Source organism: Kribbella sp. NPDC051936 (genome assembly GCF_040680955.1).
Classification (GTDB): Bacteria; Actinomycetota; Actinomycetes; order Propionibacteriales; family Kribbellaceae; genus Kribbella.
Genome location: NZ_JBFAXS010000009.1, coordinates 338202 through 352364, shown reverse-complemented (window position 1 = coordinate 352364; position 14163 = coordinate 338202). Strand labels below are relative to the sequence as shown.

General features: G+C 70.4%; 16 protein-coding genes. 11 read left to right on the top strand and 5 right to left on the bottom strand.

All coding sequences use genetic code 11. The annotated features are described in order from the left end of the window. Positions 1–46: 46 nt before the first annotated feature. Positions 47–520 (top strand): FxsA family protein, encoded by a 474-nt coding sequence (locus tag AB0L64_RS32045; protein ID WP_363716216.1) that lies wholly within the window; start codon positions 47–49, stop codon positions 518–520. A 4-nt stretch (positions 521–524) separates the two neighbouring features. On the opposite strand, the gene AB0L64_RS32040 is transcribed toward AB0L64_RS32045, so the two are convergent. Further along, the gene (locus tag AB0L64_RS32040) at positions 525–1373 is read right to left on the bottom strand and encodes a LysR family transcriptional regulator (protein ID WP_363716214.1); all 849 of its coding nucleotides are present in this window, start codon (positions 1371–1373) and stop codon (positions 525–527) included. Positions 1374–1455: 82 nt separating this feature from the next. Here AB0L64_RS32040 and AB0L64_RS32035 point away from each other — a divergent pair, with 82 nt between their 5' ends. From AB0L64_RS32035 to AB0L64_RS32010, 6 genes are read left to right on the top strand one after another with little or no spacing between them, the layout of a single operon-like run. Then, entirely contained in the window at positions 1456–2376 is a 921-nt protein-coding gene (locus AB0L64_RS32035) for an MBL fold metallo-hydrolase (RefSeq protein ID WP_363716212.1), read from the top strand. Positions 2377–2402: 26 nt separating this feature from the next. Next, positions 2403–4742, top strand: coding sequence for an FUSC family protein (locus AB0L64_RS32030; RefSeq protein ID WP_363716210.1), 2340 nt, complete (start codon positions 2403–2405; stop codon positions 4740–4742). After that, positions 4684–5115, top strand: a complete 432-nt coding sequence (locus tag AB0L64_RS32025) for a hypothetical protein (RefSeq protein ID WP_363716208.1) — start codon at positions 4684–4686, stop codon at positions 5113–5115. The genes AB0L64_RS32030 and AB0L64_RS32025 overlap by 59 nt, the downstream gene beginning before the upstream one ends. Beyond that, complete coding sequence (locus AB0L64_RS32020; RefSeq protein ID WP_363716206.1) at positions 5112–6341, top strand: divalent metal cation transporter; 1230 nt, start codon at positions 5112–5114, stop codon at positions 6339–6341. Before AB0L64_RS32025 ends, AB0L64_RS32020 begins: the two co-directional genes overlap by 4 nt. Positions 6342–6343: 2 nt before the next feature. After that, positions 6344–6655, top strand: a complete 312-nt coding sequence (locus AB0L64_RS32015) for a hypothetical protein (RefSeq protein ID WP_363716204.1) — start codon at positions 6344–6346, stop codon at positions 6653–6655. Further along, positions 6642–6983 carry a hypothetical protein gene (locus tag AB0L64_RS32010; RefSeq protein WP_363716202.1) on the top strand — a complete coding sequence of 114 codons (342 nt, stop codon included), beginning with the start codon at positions 6642–6644 and terminating at the stop codon, positions 6981–6983. The genes AB0L64_RS32015 and AB0L64_RS32010 overlap by 14 nt, the downstream gene beginning before the upstream one ends. 23 nt (positions 6984–7006) lie before the next feature. On the opposite strand, the gene AB0L64_RS32005 is transcribed toward AB0L64_RS32010, so the two are convergent. From AB0L64_RS32005 to AB0L64_RS31995, 3 genes are all read right to left on the bottom strand, one after another. Further along, on the bottom strand, positions 7007–8161 hold the full coding sequence (locus tag AB0L64_RS32005; RefSeq protein WP_363716200.1) for a GDSL-type esterase/lipase family protein: 1155 nt from the start codon (positions 8159–8161) through the stop codon (positions 7007–7009). After that, a complete protein-coding gene (locus AB0L64_RS32000) occupies positions 8158–8748 on the bottom strand; it encodes a TetR/AcrR family transcriptional regulator (protein ID WP_363716198.1) in 591 nt (196 codons plus the stop codon). The genes AB0L64_RS32005 and AB0L64_RS32000 overlap by 4 nt, the downstream gene beginning before the upstream one ends. Before the next feature lie 89 nt (positions 8749–8837). Beyond that, complete coding sequence (locus AB0L64_RS31995; RefSeq protein WP_130448290.1) at positions 8838–9209, bottom strand: RNA polymerase-binding protein RbpA; 372 nt, start codon at positions 9207–9209, stop codon at positions 8838–8840. 288 nt (positions 9210–9497) lie between these two features. Here AB0L64_RS31995 and AB0L64_RS31990 point away from each other — a divergent pair, with 288 nt between their 5' ends. The 4 genes from AB0L64_RS31990 to AB0L64_RS31975 are packed head-to-tail and all read left to right on the top strand — an operon-like array spanning position 9498 to position 13325. Next, positions 9498–10844 (top strand): HlyD family efflux transporter periplasmic adaptor subunit, encoded by a 1347-nt coding sequence (locus AB0L64_RS31990; RefSeq protein ID WP_363716196.1) that lies wholly within the window; start codon positions 9498–9500, stop codon positions 10842–10844. After that, positions 10834–11526, top strand: a complete 693-nt coding sequence (locus tag AB0L64_RS31985; RefSeq protein WP_363716194.1) for an ABC transporter ATP-binding protein — start codon at positions 10834–10836, stop codon at positions 11524–11526. The genes AB0L64_RS31990 and AB0L64_RS31985 overlap by 11 nt, the downstream gene beginning before the upstream one ends. Further along, positions 11526–12755, top strand: coding sequence for an ABC transporter permease (locus tag AB0L64_RS31980; protein WP_363716192.1), 1230 nt, complete (start codon positions 11526–11528; stop codon positions 12753–12755). The genes AB0L64_RS31985 and AB0L64_RS31980 overlap by 1 nt, the downstream gene beginning before the upstream one ends. Positions 12756–12767: 12 nt before the next feature. Then, positions 12768–13325: a hypothetical protein gene (locus AB0L64_RS31975; RefSeq protein WP_363716190.1), complete on the top strand. Its 558-nt coding sequence runs from the start codon at positions 12768–12770 to the stop codon at positions 13323–13325. Positions 13326–13367: 42 nt separating this feature from the next. Here the strand turns inward: AB0L64_RS31975 and AB0L64_RS31970 are convergent, their stop codons facing one another. Further along, positions 13368–14144, bottom strand: coding sequence for a class I SAM-dependent methyltransferase (locus tag AB0L64_RS31970; protein ID WP_363716188.1), 777 nt, complete (start codon positions 14142–14144; stop codon positions 13368–13370). Positions 14145–14163: the final 19 nt, after the last annotated feature.

Sequence of the window (14163 nt, the reverse complement as noted above, 5' to 3'; positions counted from 1 at the left end):
CGGCGCACCTGTAACACTGGAGGGAATCGCCGGAAGGGGCAGGGACATGGCTTGGTTGATCGGGCTGGCATTGCTGGTCGTGCCGATCGTGGAGATCTTCGTGATCATCCAGGTCGGTCAAGTGATCGGCGGCTGGCCGACGGTCGCCCTGCTGCTCGCCGAGAGCGCACTCGGCGCGTGGCTGGTCAAGCGTGAAGGGCGCCGCGCCTGGAACGCCCTGCAGACGTCTCTCCAGACCGGCAAGCTCCCCGGCCGCGAGCTGACCGACGGCGCCCTGGTCCTGATCGGCGGCACCCTGCTGCTCACCCCCGGCTTCGTCACCGACATCTTCGGCTTCTTCTTCGTCCTCCCCTTCACCCGCCCGCTGGCCCGCCGCCTCGTCACCCGCTTCGTCAGCCGCCGCGCGACCACCCTCGCTCCACCGGCCTTCACCCCCTTCATGCCCGGCAACCCGACCCAGCCCCGCCCACCCTCCGGCGACGTCGTCCAGGGCGAGGTCATCGACCCCGACAAGAAGTAGACCGTCAGGGGCGGTAGGTGGATCTGACGGTCTGAGCGAAGGACTGGATCAGCGGCGTGGTCTCGGTCCACGCGATGACCAGGGGACTGGGTGGGAGGTCCTCGATGGGGATCGTGACGAGTTCTTTGCCGGGGTTGTGGTGGGTGAGGGGAGCGAGGCCCACGGTGCCGTTCCAGAGCACCGACTGGAGGCACTCCTGGACGGCTCGGACGATAGGGCCCTGGCGGGGTTCGCCGCCGTTCCAGTAGGACTGCCAGTGGGGATCGGTACCGGCGGGGAACTGGAACCAGCGGCGGTCGGCGAGGTCGGCGAGTTTCAGGTGGTCGTGGCCGGCCAGCGGGTCGTCGGCGCGCAGTACGGCGCCGACCGGGTCGGAGCGCAGCACCTGGACGCGGAGGCCGGTTTCGTCGAACGGACCGCGAGTGAGGGCGACGTCGACGAGGCCGGCGCGGAGACCGCAGGTCGGATCGGTGAGGTCGGCTTCGCGGATCCGTACGTCGACGTTCGGGTGCCGCCGTCGGTACGCCGCGGCCAGTCGGGAGACGTCCGGGTCGGTGCTGTCGCCGAGGATGCCGACGGTCAGCGTGGCGGCGCCGGCCGCGGCGGCGACTCGTGCGCGGAGCTGCTCGGCCTGCTGCAGCAGCTTGCTCGCTTCGGAGAGCAGCGAGGACCCGGCTGGGGTGAGGCTGACGCCGCTCGGTGACCGGTGGAACAGGGGAGTGCCGAGGTCGGCCTCGAGTTGCCGGATCGCGCGACTCAGCGGCGGCTGGCTCATGTGCAAACGGGCCGCGGCCCTCCCGAAGTGGAGCTCCCCGGCGACCGCCACGAAGTACCGCAAGGTCCGCAGTTCCATCACCTGCGACGATACCCGGTGGGTATCGCCGATGCGGGACTGGTCTTGGACGCGCGGCGCCGCCCGGTGCTGAGCTGGAGACATGTCCGAATACCCGTACGCCGACCCGCTCGTCGACCTGACTGACGTCCAGGAGCTCGGCCGCGACGTCGTCGTGATTCCGAACCGGAACGTCGACCTCGTCCCCAACATCGGCCTGATCGGCGGCAGCCACTCGGTCCTCGTCGTCGACACCGGCCTCGGCCCGCGTAACGCGGAGCAGGTGCTGCGCTTCGCCACGTCGTACGCGAACGGCCGCCGACTCTACCTGACCACGACGCACTTCCATCCTGAGCACGCGTTCGGTGCTCAGGTCTTCGCAGGCGAGGCGACGTACCTCGTCAACACAGCTCAGGCCGACGACCTGACGACCAAGGGCGACGGCTACCTGCACATGTTCCGCCAGCTCGGCGAACCGGTCGCCCGCGAACTCGAGAACGTCCGCATCCCCACCCCGGACGTCACGTACGACGACACGTACGAGCTCGACCTCGGCGGTCGCACTGTCCACCTCAGCGCGACCGGACGCGCACACAGCAAGGGCGACCAGGTCGTCACCGTCCCCGACGAAGCGATCATCTTCACCGGCGACCTGGCCGAGGCGGACCAGTTCGCGATCTTCCCATGGTTCCCGCCGTACGACGTGGACGTGTCCGGTGTGCGCTGGATCGACGTCATGGAACGCCTGGCCGCGGAGCGCCACCGGATCGTTGTCCCGGGCCACGGGGAGGTCGGCGACGCGGGGCTGCTGGCCCAGGTGCGCGACTACCTCACCGAGCTGCGCGACGAGACCTGGCGCCGGCGGGATGCGGGGGTGTCCGAGGAGACGACGGCGGCCGAGATCCGGGCGCTGATGATCCGGCGCCACCCCGACTGGCGGCTCCCGGAGTGGATCGACCGCGGCGTGGGCTGCCTCTGCTCGGAGCACCCGCGTGACCGGACCGGGCCTGGTGGAGGAGACTGACGCCATCGGGCTCGGCGAGAGGCGGGATGCGGGTGGTGATGCTCGGTCGGCGCCTCGTCGCCTGGCTGCGGGCGCGGGATCCAGGGCTGGGAGCGACGCGGCGGGCGGCGCGCACGGCGATCGTGATGCCGGCGCTCTTCGCGTTCTGTGCCAAGGTTCTGCACGCGCCGACGGTGGCGACGTTCGCCGCGTTCGGGGCGTTCGCGATGCTGTTGCTGGTCGACTTCCCGGGCTCCAAAGTGCAACGACTCCGCGCACAGGTGCAGCTCGCGATGGCGTGGCTCGTGCTGGTCTCGGTGGGGACGTTGGCGGGCCGGTCCGTCTGGACAGCGGTCGTCACCACCGCTGTCGTGGGCTTCGTGATCCTGTTCTCCGGGGTGGTCAGCTCGGTCCTGGCCGGCGCCGGTACGTCGTTGCTGCTCGCTTTCATCCTCTCGGTGGCCACACCCGGTCCGCTCGCGATGTTGCCGGACCGGCTCGCCGGTGTCGCGATCGCCGCGGCGGGCGCGGTCCTTGCGGTCAGGTTCCTGTGGCCGAGGCCGTGGGTCGATCCGCTCGCGGCGCCGGCCGCCCGGGTCTGCCGAGCGGCGGCGGCACAGCTGCGTTCCGAGGCGCGGGACACGCTCGAGGTGTGCGCCGTACGGACCGAGCGCACGGCGGCTCTCATCGACGAGCTGCGGCGGACGTTCACCGCGACGCCGTACCGGCCGACCGGCCTGTCGACCGGGTCCAGGGCGCTGGTGCGGCTCGTCGACGAACTGACCTGGCTGAGCGCGATCCTCGGCGACTCGCGTCCCGCGGTGCTTCCCGGCAGCGACACGGAGTCGGCCGCGGTTCACCTCGCGGCCGCTGACGTCCTGGAACGCAGCGCGGAGCTGCTCGAGGATCCACGGCTCGCGGTCGACGGGTTGGCCGAGGCGACGCGCGTACTGCGTGATGCCGTGACGGGGCTGGAGGAGGGCGCGGTCGCCCGGCTGCCGTCGGCGTACGGCTCACCAGCCGCGTTGATGGGCAGCCTGAACGTGTCGTTCCGCGCGCAGGAGATCGGCTTCGCGGTCATGCTGATCGCGCAGAACGTGGAGTCCGCCCGCATCGCCGACCAGCGGAGCTGGACCGATCGCCTGCTCGGGCGAGAGCCGCGCTCGCTGACGGGACCGGTCACCAGCGCCGCCGAACGTGCTGCCGCGCATCTGGAACGGCATTCGGTGTGGCTGCACAACAGCATCCGCGGCGCGGCCGGGCTCGCGGCCGCGGTGGCGCTGGCGAACCTCACCGGCGTCCAGCACGGCTTCTGGGTCATCCTCGGCACGCTGTCGGTGCTTCGATCCAACGCGCTCAACACCGGCCAGAACGCGTACCGCGCCGTCGGCGGCACCGTTGTCGGCTCGCTCATCGGCGCCGGCCTCCTGTTCGTCATCGGCGACAACAGTGTGGTGCTGTGGATCCTGCTCCCCGTCGCGGTGCTGATCGCGGGCATCGTGCCGGCGGCGATCTCGTTCGCGACCGGTCAGGCCGCGTTCACGGTCACGCTGGTGATCCTCTTCAACATTGCGCAGCCGGAGGGCTGGTCGCTGATCCTGTTCCGGATCGAGGACATCGCGCTCGGCTGCGCGGTGAGCTTGCTCGTCGGCCTGCTGTTCTGGCCGCGAGGAGCGTCGACCGCGGTCGGGAAGGCGCTCGCGGAGGCGTACGTCGACAGCGCGCAGTACCTGGTCAGCGTCGTCGGGTACGCCGTGTCCTGCTGCGGGCCCGGACCGTCGGCACCGCAGGACGGTCGCCGGGCAGCGGCCGCGGCGCGCCGGCTGGACGACACGTTCCGCACGTATCTCACCGAGCGCGGAGCGAAGCCGGTGCCGTTGAGCGAGATGACGGCGCTCGTCACCGGTGTGGTCGGGATCCGCCTGGCCGCGGACGCCGTACTCGAGCTCTGGGAACGGTACGCCGACGGCCGCCCGCCGTCGGACGATCGCGCGGCGGCCCAGTCCGCGCTACTCGCGTCGGCGGATCGGCTGCTGCAGTGGTACGCGACACTCGCCCGCAGCGTGGACGGCCAAGGCCCCGTACCCGACCCGCTGGAGCACGATCACGAGACCAAGGCCCGCCTGATCGACGCCGTACGGCGCGACCTGTACGACCGCGACGGCCAGGCGACGCCCACCGCGATCAGGATCCTCTGGACACACAGCCACCTCGAAGCGATCCGGCGCTTGCAGCCGGCGCTCGCGTCGGCGGCGAAGCGAACGACTGATCACGGCATGCTTGTGGGTACCGGGCCGTCGTACGACTATCGGACCGGGGACGGTGAGCATGCGGCGAGCAGTGGCGATCATGCTGCTGACGATCCTGATTCTGAGCGGTTGCGGTAGCCCGGACCAGAAGCTCCGATCGGCTGCCGCCCAGTCGGCGCGTTCCGCCGCCTCCGAGGTGAGCACCACGCGGCTGGCAGTCGAGCAGTTGCGGGCGCAGCACCTGTGGACCCGGTCCGCCGGGCAGATCGTCAAGGACGCCGAGAAGGGCGTCGAGACGGCGGCCAGTTCGTTCTCCGCGCAGCAACCGTCGACGCCGACCTCGACGCGGCTCTACGAGCAGGTCACCAAGACCCTCGACGACGCGCAGACCACGGTGACCGCGGTCCGGATCGCGCTCGGCAACGACGACCTGGCCGCGGCCGAACAGCAACTGCCCGCGCTCCGGCAGTCGGCGACGGACCTGAGCCGGATCGGGGAGCTCGCGCAGTGAAGAAGGTGCTCGGTGTCACCCTCGGGATCCTGACCGCCATCGGCGGCTTCGTGGACATCGGCGACCTGGTCACGAACGCGCTCGTCGGCGCCCGGTTCGGCCTGCACCTGGCGTGGGTGGTGATCGTCGGCGTGATCGGGATCTGCCTGTACGCCGAGATGTGCGGGCGGGTCGTGGCGATGTCCGGGCGGCCCGTGTTCGACCTGATCCGTGAGCGGCTCGGACCGCGAACCGGACTGCTGACGCTGGTGGCGTCGTTCCTGGTCACGCTGCTGACGCTGATCGCCGAGATCGGCGGGGTGGCGCTCGCGTTCGAACTCGCGAGCGGCGTGAACTACCTGCTCTGGATGCCGCTGGCCGCGTTCGCGGTGTGGCTGGTGATCTGGCGGGTCAAGTTCTCCCGGCTGGAGCAGGTCTTCGGGCTGATGGGGCTGCTGCTGGTGGTGTTCGCGGTCGCCTTGTTCAAGCTCGGACCGGACTGGGGCGAGTTGTTGCACCAGGCAACCCGGCCGCATCCGATCGGGCACGAGGTCTGGTCGACGTACGCATATTTCGCGATCGCGCTGTTCGGTGCGGCGATGACGCCGTACGAGGTGTTCTTCTTCTCGTCCGGAGGAGTCGAGGAGAAGTGGACGCGGCGGGACCTGGTGACCGCGCGGTCCAACGTGTTCGTCGGGTTCCCGCTCGGCGGGATCCTGTCGCTGGCGATCATGGGCTGCACCGCGGTGCTGTTCCTGCCGGCGGGTATCCAGGTCGGGACCTTGGGGCAGGTGACGCTGCCGGTGGCGGTTGCCCTCGGCAAGATCGGCCTGGCGATCGTGCTGATCGGCGTGTTCGCGGCGACCTTCGGCGCGGCGCTGGAGACGGCGCTGTCGTGCGGCTACACGATCGCGCAGTACCGCGGCTGGCAGTGGGGAAAGCTGGTGCGGCCGCGCGAGGCGTCGCGGTTCCATGTGGTGATGATCGTGTGCATCGTGCTGGCGATGCTGACGCTGCTCACCTCGGTCGATCCGGTGCTGGTGACGGAGTACTCCGTGGTGTTCGCGGCGATGGCGCTGCCGCTCACGTACCTCCCGATTCTGATCGTCGCCAACGATCCCGACTACGTCGGCAAGGAGACCAACGGTCCGGTGCGTAACGCGTTCGGCCTGGTCTACCTGGCCCTGCTGGTCGTTGCGTCGCTGGCGGCCATACCGCTGATGATCATCACGAAGGGCGGGCAGTGACCATGCCTCGGACGCCTGACACATCGGGACGGGTGCTGCACGCACAGCTGCATCTGCTCGACCGGCAACTGATCGACCAAGCCGACGGGCACCTGGCCGGGAAGATCGACGACGTCGAACTCGACCTGGACGCCGACCCGCCGGTGGTGGCCGCGCTGATCACCGGCCGCGAGCGGATCACGGCACGGCGGATCGCCGCCATCGACACCGCGGTGACGGTCGTCGTCGAGGACCTCGATCTCGACTACTACGACGACTGGGTCGAGAACCACGTGATCGCCAAGATCCCAGGAGCCGGCGATGCGACTGAATGACCTGCTCGGACGCCGCGTCCTGGACACCCACGGGGGCGTGATCGGCGGCGTCGCGGATGTCCGCCTGGTCCAGGACGGACCGATGCTGGTCTCGATGCAGCGCGCGCTGCGGGTCGACGGCCTCATCGTCGTGGAGAACCGCGCTACGCGACTGTTCGGCTACGAGCGGCACGTCGGTCCCGAACTGCTCCGCCGGCTCGTGCACTGGCGCCTGGGCGAGGTCTGGTACCTGCCCTGGGACGACGTCGAGGACATCACCGACGACGCCGTTACCACCAACCGCGGCCGCACCGACCTCCACCGCCTGGAGGACTTCGCCCGCTACTGACCGTCCGGCGGGCGGGACGCGCGTCACTGGGTGAACGGGCCCTTGGGGCCGAAGGCGTGGTGGGTGAAGCGGGTGGCCAGTAGTTCGTGGGTGGCGGCGTCGGGGTGGAGGTCGTCGAGGAGTGGGTGGGCCAGGTTGTCCGCTACGCCGTACAGCTCGCGGCCGTCGAGGTAGTGGAGGTTCGGGTCGGTGAGGGCTCGCTGGGTGACGATGCGGGCGAGCTCGGCGCGGATCACCGACAGCGTGAGCTTGCCCGCGGGGACCTCGTCCGGGTTGCCGGTCGCGGTGAAGCGGAGCTCGCCGGCGGCGAGTGCGGCGAGGTCCCAGCCGGTCGGACCGGGGGTGTGCTCGTGGATCGGGCAGAGGATGGGGGAGACGACCAGGAGCGGCGTGTCCGGGTGACCGTCGCGGATGGTGTCCAGGAAGCCGTGGACGCCCGGGGTGAACGAGCGGAGCCGGAGGCTGTCGGAGTTCACGATGTTGATGCCGAGCTTCAGGCTGATCAGGTCGGCGGGCGTGTCGCGGATCGTGCGCGCGATGAACGGTTGCAGGTACGCGCTGCCGCCGAAGCCGAGGTTGACCAGCTCCACGCCGGACTGTGCGGCGACGAGCGCCGGCCAGGTGCCGGTCGGGTGCGCCGCGTTGGAGCCGTGGCTGATCGAGCTGCCGTGGTGGAGCCAGGTCGGGCGACTCGCCGGGACCGGCTCGACCGCCGCGTCGGTGCGCAGGGCAACGAGTTCGGTGGTCTCGTCGTGCGGCAGCCAGATCTCGACAGTCTTCGGTGCGGCGCTCAGCCCGGTCACTCGTAGCGTCTGCGGCCGGCCTTCGCGGGTCTCGGTGGCGCCGGTCGCCAGGTCGATCGTGATGACGTCGCCGCTCGCTGCCGTCAGCTGGGTGTGGAGCCGGCCGTCGACCAGGACGTCGTACACGCCGTCGGGGCGCGGGGGAGCGCCGGTGTAGTCGCGCTTCGTCGGAAGGGTGTCGAGCTCGATCGCGGTCGCGCTGGTGCGGAAGACGAGGCGTACGCCGGAGGGCTGTGAGTCGACCATCGCCATCTGGCTGTCGTCGTACTGCGCTCGCGCCCAGGCCGGGAGGCGGTGCGGGAGGACGCCGCGGGCGGTCTGCTCGAGGTCCAGGGCGCCGCGGAGCAGGTCGAGGGTGATGGGGGTGGTGATCACGAGGATTGCCTCTCGGGCCAGGTGCGGAGGAGGGTGTCGATGGCGTGCAGGATGCGGGGCCAGCTGTCGGCGCTCGGCGGGCCGCTGTAGCTGAAGGAGCCGGAGAGCTCGAGCGTGACGTAACCGTGGAAGAAGCTCCCCAGCAGTCGTACGGCGTCTGTCTGTGTGGGCTCGTCCAGGTCGTAGCCGCGCAGAACGGCCCGCATCAGCTCCGAATGCCGCTTCCCAGCGGCCACGAAGTCTGTGGTCGTCGCCTGAGCGTCGGGTGGGGTGTAGCGGGAGGCTGCGTAGCGGCCGGGGTGGGACTGCGCGTAGGCGCGGTAGACGTCTGCCAGGGCGGTGAGAGCGTCCTGTCCGGCCCGGCCTGCTACCGCCGCGGCCGCTTCATCGGCCAGTTCGGTGAGAGCGACGGTGGCGATGCGGGTCTTCAGGTCGTCGGAGTTGCGGACGTGCGAGTACAGGCTCGCCACCTGGACACCGAACCGCCGCGCCAGCGCCGAGACCGTGACCTCCTCGAACCCGACCTCGTCGGCCAGCTCCGCCCCGGCCCGTGCCAGCCGCTCGCCGCTCAACCCCGCTCTTGCCATATCTCATTATGCATTTGCCTAAAGCCTTTAGGCAAATGAGATCAAGAAGAAACCCCCACCGCGCCGTTGCGATGAGGGTTCCCGGTGGTTCAGGCGGTGCGCTTGGTCCGGTGCAGGTGCGCCGGGCCGATCTCGCCCTTGCGGAGCAGCTCGACCCGCTCGGCCAGCAGCTCCTCCAGCTCCGAGATGCTCCGGCGCTCGCGCAGCATGTCCCAGTGCGTACGGGCCGGCTTCTCCTGCTTCGGCTCCGGCTTCTCGCCGGTGGACCGGGCGGCCTCGCTGCCGCAGTGCGGGCACTCCCAGACCGCGGGCACCTCGGCGTCGTGCGCCATCGTCACCTCGACCACGTGGCCGCGGGGGCAGTCATACGTGATCATCTGGCGCGGCGCGAACTCGACACCACGGTCATCCTCGAAGCTGACCCCACCCAGCCCCGAACCACGCAGTACGCGATTAGACATGTCAAACCTCCGAGATCGTCATCCGTGCCAACGGTCGGCCGGCCCGGATCATTCCCATTTTGGCATGTCCGAGCCATATGTTCGCACCTGACAGCACCGTCGTGACCTGCTGTCATCGACTGTTCACAGATCCCGTACAGATCCCGTACAGATCCCGTAGAGATCCCGCACTGTGCCGTCCGTCGCGAACCGCCCGACGTACGACGCACCGAATCGCTACCTGGTTCACAGCCTGTTGCCAGGAATCGAGGATCTCCTCCTCAGTAATCGTCCCTAGCCTCTGCGTCCATGGTGCTACCCCGCCACAAGCTCCGTGGCCTCAGTTTCGTGAACGTGGCCCTGGTGGCCATCGTGCTCGCCATCGCCGTCACCGCCTACTTCCTGTTCTTCAAGAAGGATCCACCGGCCGCGAGCGCGACCCGGCCGACGGCGGCCGTGCAGCGCGGTGAGGTGACGGCGAGCGTCAGCTCGAGCGGCACCCTGCAGAGCTCGCAGACCGCGTCGCCGCAGTTCGAGACCTCCGGCACGGTCACCCAGGTGCTGGTGAAGGTCGGTCAGGTGGTGGCGAAGGGCGCCGCGATCGCGAAGGTCGACCCGTCCGCCGCCGAGCGGCAATTGCGGATCGCCCAGCAGAACCAGATCGCGTCCGCGAACTCGGTCACCGCGGCCGGCGAGACGCTGAGCGACGCACAGGACGCGCTGGAGGCGGCCGAGGAGGCATCGGCCTCGCCGACCCCCACGCCGACCGCCGGCCAGCAGCAGACCCAGCAGTCTCAAGGTCAAGGACAGAGTCAGAGTCCGGAAGTTGCCGTCAGCAACGCCGAGGCGAGCCTGGCGAAGGCGAAGGCGGACAAGGAGCAGGCCGACCAGAACGTCGAGGCCGCCGAGGCCGCGGTCGACGCGACCACGCTGAAGGCGCCGATCGCCGGCACCATCACGGCGGTCAACGGAGGGGTCGGCTCGGTGGCCGGCGGTTCGAGCTCCAGTTCAGGTTCCAGCTCGGGGAGCGGCGGGCAGGGTTCGACCTCAGGTCAAGGTTCAACCTCGACCTCCACCACCACCTCCGGCACCGGGTTCGTCGACATCGCCGACCTGAAGTCGCTCCAGGTGGTGGCCGCGTTCGCCGAGGCGGACGCGATCAAGATCAAGGCCGGCCAGACCGCGACGGTCACCCTGAACGCCGAGCCCGGTACGACGCTGACCGCCTCCCTGGCGACGGTCTCGCCGACCCCGACCACCACCAACGGCGTGGTGTCGTACTCGGCCACCTTCAGCCTCGCCAAGCTCCCGGCCAACGCCCGGATCGGCCAGACCGCGAACGTCACGGTCCAGACCGCGAAGGCCGCCGACGCCCTCTACGTGCCGAGCACCGCGATCGCCGCCAGCGGTACGACGTACACGGTCACGATGGCCGACGGCAGCGGGACGCGTGAAGTGCAGGTCGGCGTCCGCGGCGACAGCTACACCCAGATCACGTCGGGCCTGAACGAAGGCGATCAGATCGAGCTCCTGCAGGGCGCGATCGGCGGGACCCAGAACGGCCAGAACCGGCAGGGCCAGCAGCCGGGCGGCGGCCAGTTCCCGGCCGGCGGCCTCGGCCAGGGGAACGGCGCCGGAGGTTTCCGTGGCCGCTGAGTCCCTGATCGAGATCCGCGACGTCACCAAGACGTACGGCCAGGGCGAGACCGCGGTCCATGCTCTCCGGGGCGTGTCGCTGCGGGTCGAGGCGGGCGAGTACGTCGCGGTGATGGGCTCGTCCGGATCCGGCAAGTCGACGTTGATGAACATCCTCGGCTGCCTCGACGTACCGTCCCGTGGGGAGTACTGGCTGGACGGCAGCGACGTGGCCCGGCTGAGCGAGGACCAGCAGGCCCTGGTCCGCGGCCGGAAGATCGGGTTCATCTTCCAGTCGTTCAACCTGATCCCGCGGACCACCGCGCTCGCGAACGTCGAGCTGCCGCTCACCTACGCCCATCTGCGCCGGGCCGAACGGCGCCGGCGGGCCAACCGCGCCCTCGAGATGGTCGGCCTGGCCGACCGCACCGGTCACCGGCCCAACCAGCTGTCCGGCGGCCAGCAGCAACGGGTCGCGATCGCCCGGGCGCTCGCGACCGGCCCGCGGATCCTGCTCGCCGACGAACCGACCGGCAACCTCGACGCCCACTCGACCGACGAGGTGCTGGGCATGTTCGACGACCTGCACGCGGGCGGCCGCACGATCATCGTGATCACCCACGAGCACGAGGTCGCCGCCCGGGCGCGGCGACTCGTCCACGTCTCGGACGGCCGGATCGTCTCCGACGAGGTGACCGGCTGATGTCACCTCGCGACCTGATGGGCGCCGCGCTCCGCGGACTCACCGCCAACAAGCTGCGATCGTTGCTGACCGTCCTCGGGGTGTCGATCGGCGTCGGCGCCGTGATCGTGCTGGTCGCGGTCGGCAACGGCTCCGGCAAGGCGGTGCAGGACCGTCTGGAGGCGATGGGCACGAACCTGCTGACGGTCTCCACCACAGGCGGTGGCGGCGGCTTCGTCCGCGGCCAGGCCGGCCCGGCCAACCAGCAGTACAGCCTCACGCTCGACGACGCCGCGGCGCTCACCGACAAGGACCTGGCCCCGGACGTGTCCTCGGTGGCGCCGGTGATGACGAGCTCCGGTACGGCGACCAACGGCGACACGAGCTACACCGTCAACCAGGTGATCGGTACGACCCCGGCGTACCTGCCGGCCACCAACACGCCGGTCCAGATCGGCAGCTCGTTCACGCAGGCGGACGTGGACGGCTCGCGCCGGGTCATCCTGCTCGGGCAGACCGCGGCGACCGAGCTGTTCACCCGGCCCGCGAGCGCGGTCGGCCAGACGATCAAGCTCGGCGCGGTCGACTTCACCGTGCTCGGCGTACTGGCCGGCAAGGACAGCACCGGGTTCAACGACCCGAACGCGACCGCGATCGTCCCGATCAACACGCTCCGGGCGACCCAGGCCGGGTACGGCGCCCTCAGCCAGATCGTCGTCCAGGCGGCGGGCCAGGACCGGGTCGACGCCGCACAGGCCGAGGTCACGCAGTTGCTGACCGCGCGGCATCAGGTGCCGGCGACCGAGACGTCGCCGTTCCGGATCACGAACTCGGCGCAGATCCTGCAAACCAGCCAGGACACGGCGGCGACGTTCACCGCGCTGCTCGCCACGGTGGCCGCGATCAGCCTGGTCGTCGGCGGGATCGGGGTCACCAACATCATGCTGGTCACGGTCACCGAACGGACCCGGGAGATCGGGATCCGCAAGGCGCTCGGCGCGCGCCGGCGGACCGTGCTCGGCCAGTTCCTGATCGAGGCGACGCTGCTCAGCCTGATCGGCGGTGCGGTCGGCGTCGGGGCCGCGCTGATCGTCACCCGTTTCCAGCTGGCCGGCGTCCAGCCCGTGCTGGTGCCGTCGTCGATCGGACTCGCGCTCGGCGTGTCCGCGGCGGTCGGCCTGTTCTTCGGCAGCATGCCGGCGCACCGAGCCGCCGGCCTCCGTCCCATCGATGCGCTACGTCATGAGTGAGAGGCCTTTGAGATGAGTAACCAGACGCCCGACGAGTTCGCCCAGATCGGGTCCGACGAGGAGGTCGACGCGGCGCTGAAGCCGAAGAAGACCCTCAACCTGCCGCTGGCGACAGCGATCCTGACCGGCATCGTCGTCCTCGCGATCGGGCTCGGCGGCGGCGCCGGGCTGCACGCGGCCTTCGCCTCCGACAGCTCGTCGAACCAGCCGCAGGCCGGTGGGCGCGGCGCCGGCGGGTACGGCGGGTTCCGCGGCCAGAACGCGCCGGGCCAGTACCCGGGCGGTGGGCAGGGCGGCGGCCAGGGCGGCGGCACCATCGGTACGGTCGTGTCGGCGAGCGGCTCCGAGCTGGTCGTGAAGACGCAGTCCGGCAACGTCACGGTCAAGCTCACCGGCGACACGACGTACGAGATCACCGCGAAAGGCACCGCGGCGGATCTGAAGGCCGGCGAGCAGGTCGTCGTCAGCGGCAAGAACTCCAACGGCACCATCACCGCGAACACCGTCCGCCAAGGCTCCTTCGGCGGCGGCTTCCGCAACAACCCGAGCGCGTCCCCGTCGTCGCGCTGACCCGATCACGTGCGCCCGGCCAGCACCCCGGCCGGGCGCACGTCAGCTCCGGGTGGCGATGAGGGCCACCGCGGACGAGTCGAGGGTGAAGGCGCCTCCGACGGCGTCGATCGCGGCTCCGGTTCTGGTCAGGACGTTCTCGAGTTCGCCGGCGTCGGCGAGCGGTTTCGCCAGGCCGCTGGTGCGAAGCTGGTCCAGCCACTCGTCGCGGGTGTACTCGCGGGTCCAGGAGAAGGCCGGACGCTCGAGACCGGTGAACGCGCCGGTCGCGGCGAGGCCGTCGGCGGTCCGGTCCACGATCTGCTGGTACGCCGCCTGCGGCGCGGCCGCGCTTGCCGGACCGCCGGGGAACGCGTCGGCGAAGGCCGCGCCGAGATCGGCGGGCGGCTGGAGGACGTACCAGAAAACGGCGAAGATCCCGCCGGGGCGGAGCACGTCGGCGGCCTTCTCGGCACCGATCGCGGGGTCGATCCAGTGCCACGTCATCCCGGCGACGAGCGCGTCGAACGTGCGGCCGGCCGCGTCCCAGGACTCGAAGGGCGAGACCTCGACGGTGACCCCGGTGGAGCGCGCGTACGCCGCCATCCGCTCGTCCACATCGACACCCAGCACAGTGCAGCCGCCTGCCTGGAACTGGCGGGAGCTGGTGCCGGTCCCGCAGCCGACATCGAGCAGATCAGGCCCGGGCGCCGCGGCGACGATCGTCTCGATGAGGGCGTCCGGGTAGCGGGGGCGCGCCCGGTCGTACAGGGCCGCGTCGGCGCCGAAGGACTCGGCCATGGCGCGGTTCTGATGGGGTTGCGGCGGTAGAGTGGGCATGCGCCCACGCTAGTGGGCA

Excerpts from the sequence above, each read along its gene's own strand:
- AB0L64_RS32015 (WP_363716204.1), top strand. The coding sequence starts at position 6,344 with ATGCCTCGGACGCCTGACACATCGGGACGGGTGCTGCACGCACAGCTG.
- AB0L64_RS31995 (WP_130448290.1), bottom strand. The coding sequence starts at position 9,209 with ATGTCTAATCGCGTACTGCGTGGTTCGGGGCTGGGTGGGGTCAGCTTC.
- AB0L64_RS31980 (WP_363716192.1), top strand. The coding sequence starts at position 11,526 with ATGTCACCTCGCGACCTGATGGGCGCCGCGCTCCGCGGACTCACCGCC.
- AB0L64_RS32010 (WP_363716202.1), top strand. The coding sequence starts at position 6,642 with ATGCGACTGAATGACCTGCTCGGACGCCGCGTCCTGGACACCCACGGG.
- AB0L64_RS31975 (WP_363716190.1), top strand. The coding sequence starts at position 12,768 with ATGAGTAACCAGACGCCCGACGAGTTCGCCCAGATCGGGTCCGACGAG.
- AB0L64_RS31970 (WP_363716188.1), bottom strand. The coding sequence starts at position 14,144 with ATGCCCACTCTACCGCCGCAACCCCATCAGAACCGCGCCATGGCCGAG.
- AB0L64_RS31990 (WP_363716196.1), top strand. The coding sequence starts at position 9,498 with ATGGTGCTACCCCGCCACAAGCTCCGTGGCCTCAGTTTCGTGAACGTG.
- AB0L64_RS32045 (WP_363716216.1), top strand. The coding sequence starts at position 47 with ATGGCTTGGTTGATCGGGCTGGCATTGCTGGTCGTGCCGATCGTGGAG.
- AB0L64_RS32035 (WP_363716212.1), top strand. The coding sequence starts at position 1,456 with ATGTCCGAATACCCGTACGCCGACCCGCTCGTCGACCTGACTGACGTC.
- AB0L64_RS32040 (WP_363716214.1), bottom strand. The coding sequence starts at position 1,373 with ATGGAACTGCGGACCTTGCGGTACTTCGTGGCGGTCGCCGGGGAGCTC.
- AB0L64_RS32025 (WP_363716208.1), top strand. The coding sequence starts at position 4,684 with ATGCGGCGAGCAGTGGCGATCATGCTGCTGACGATCCTGATTCTGAGC.
- AB0L64_RS32000 (WP_363716198.1), bottom strand. The coding sequence starts at position 8,748 with ATGGCAAGAGCGGGGTTGAGCGGCGAGCGGCTGGCACGGGCCGGGGCG.
- AB0L64_RS32030 (WP_363716210.1), top strand. The coding sequence starts at position 2,403 with ATGCGGGTGGTGATGCTCGGTCGGCGCCTCGTCGCCTGGCTGCGGGCG.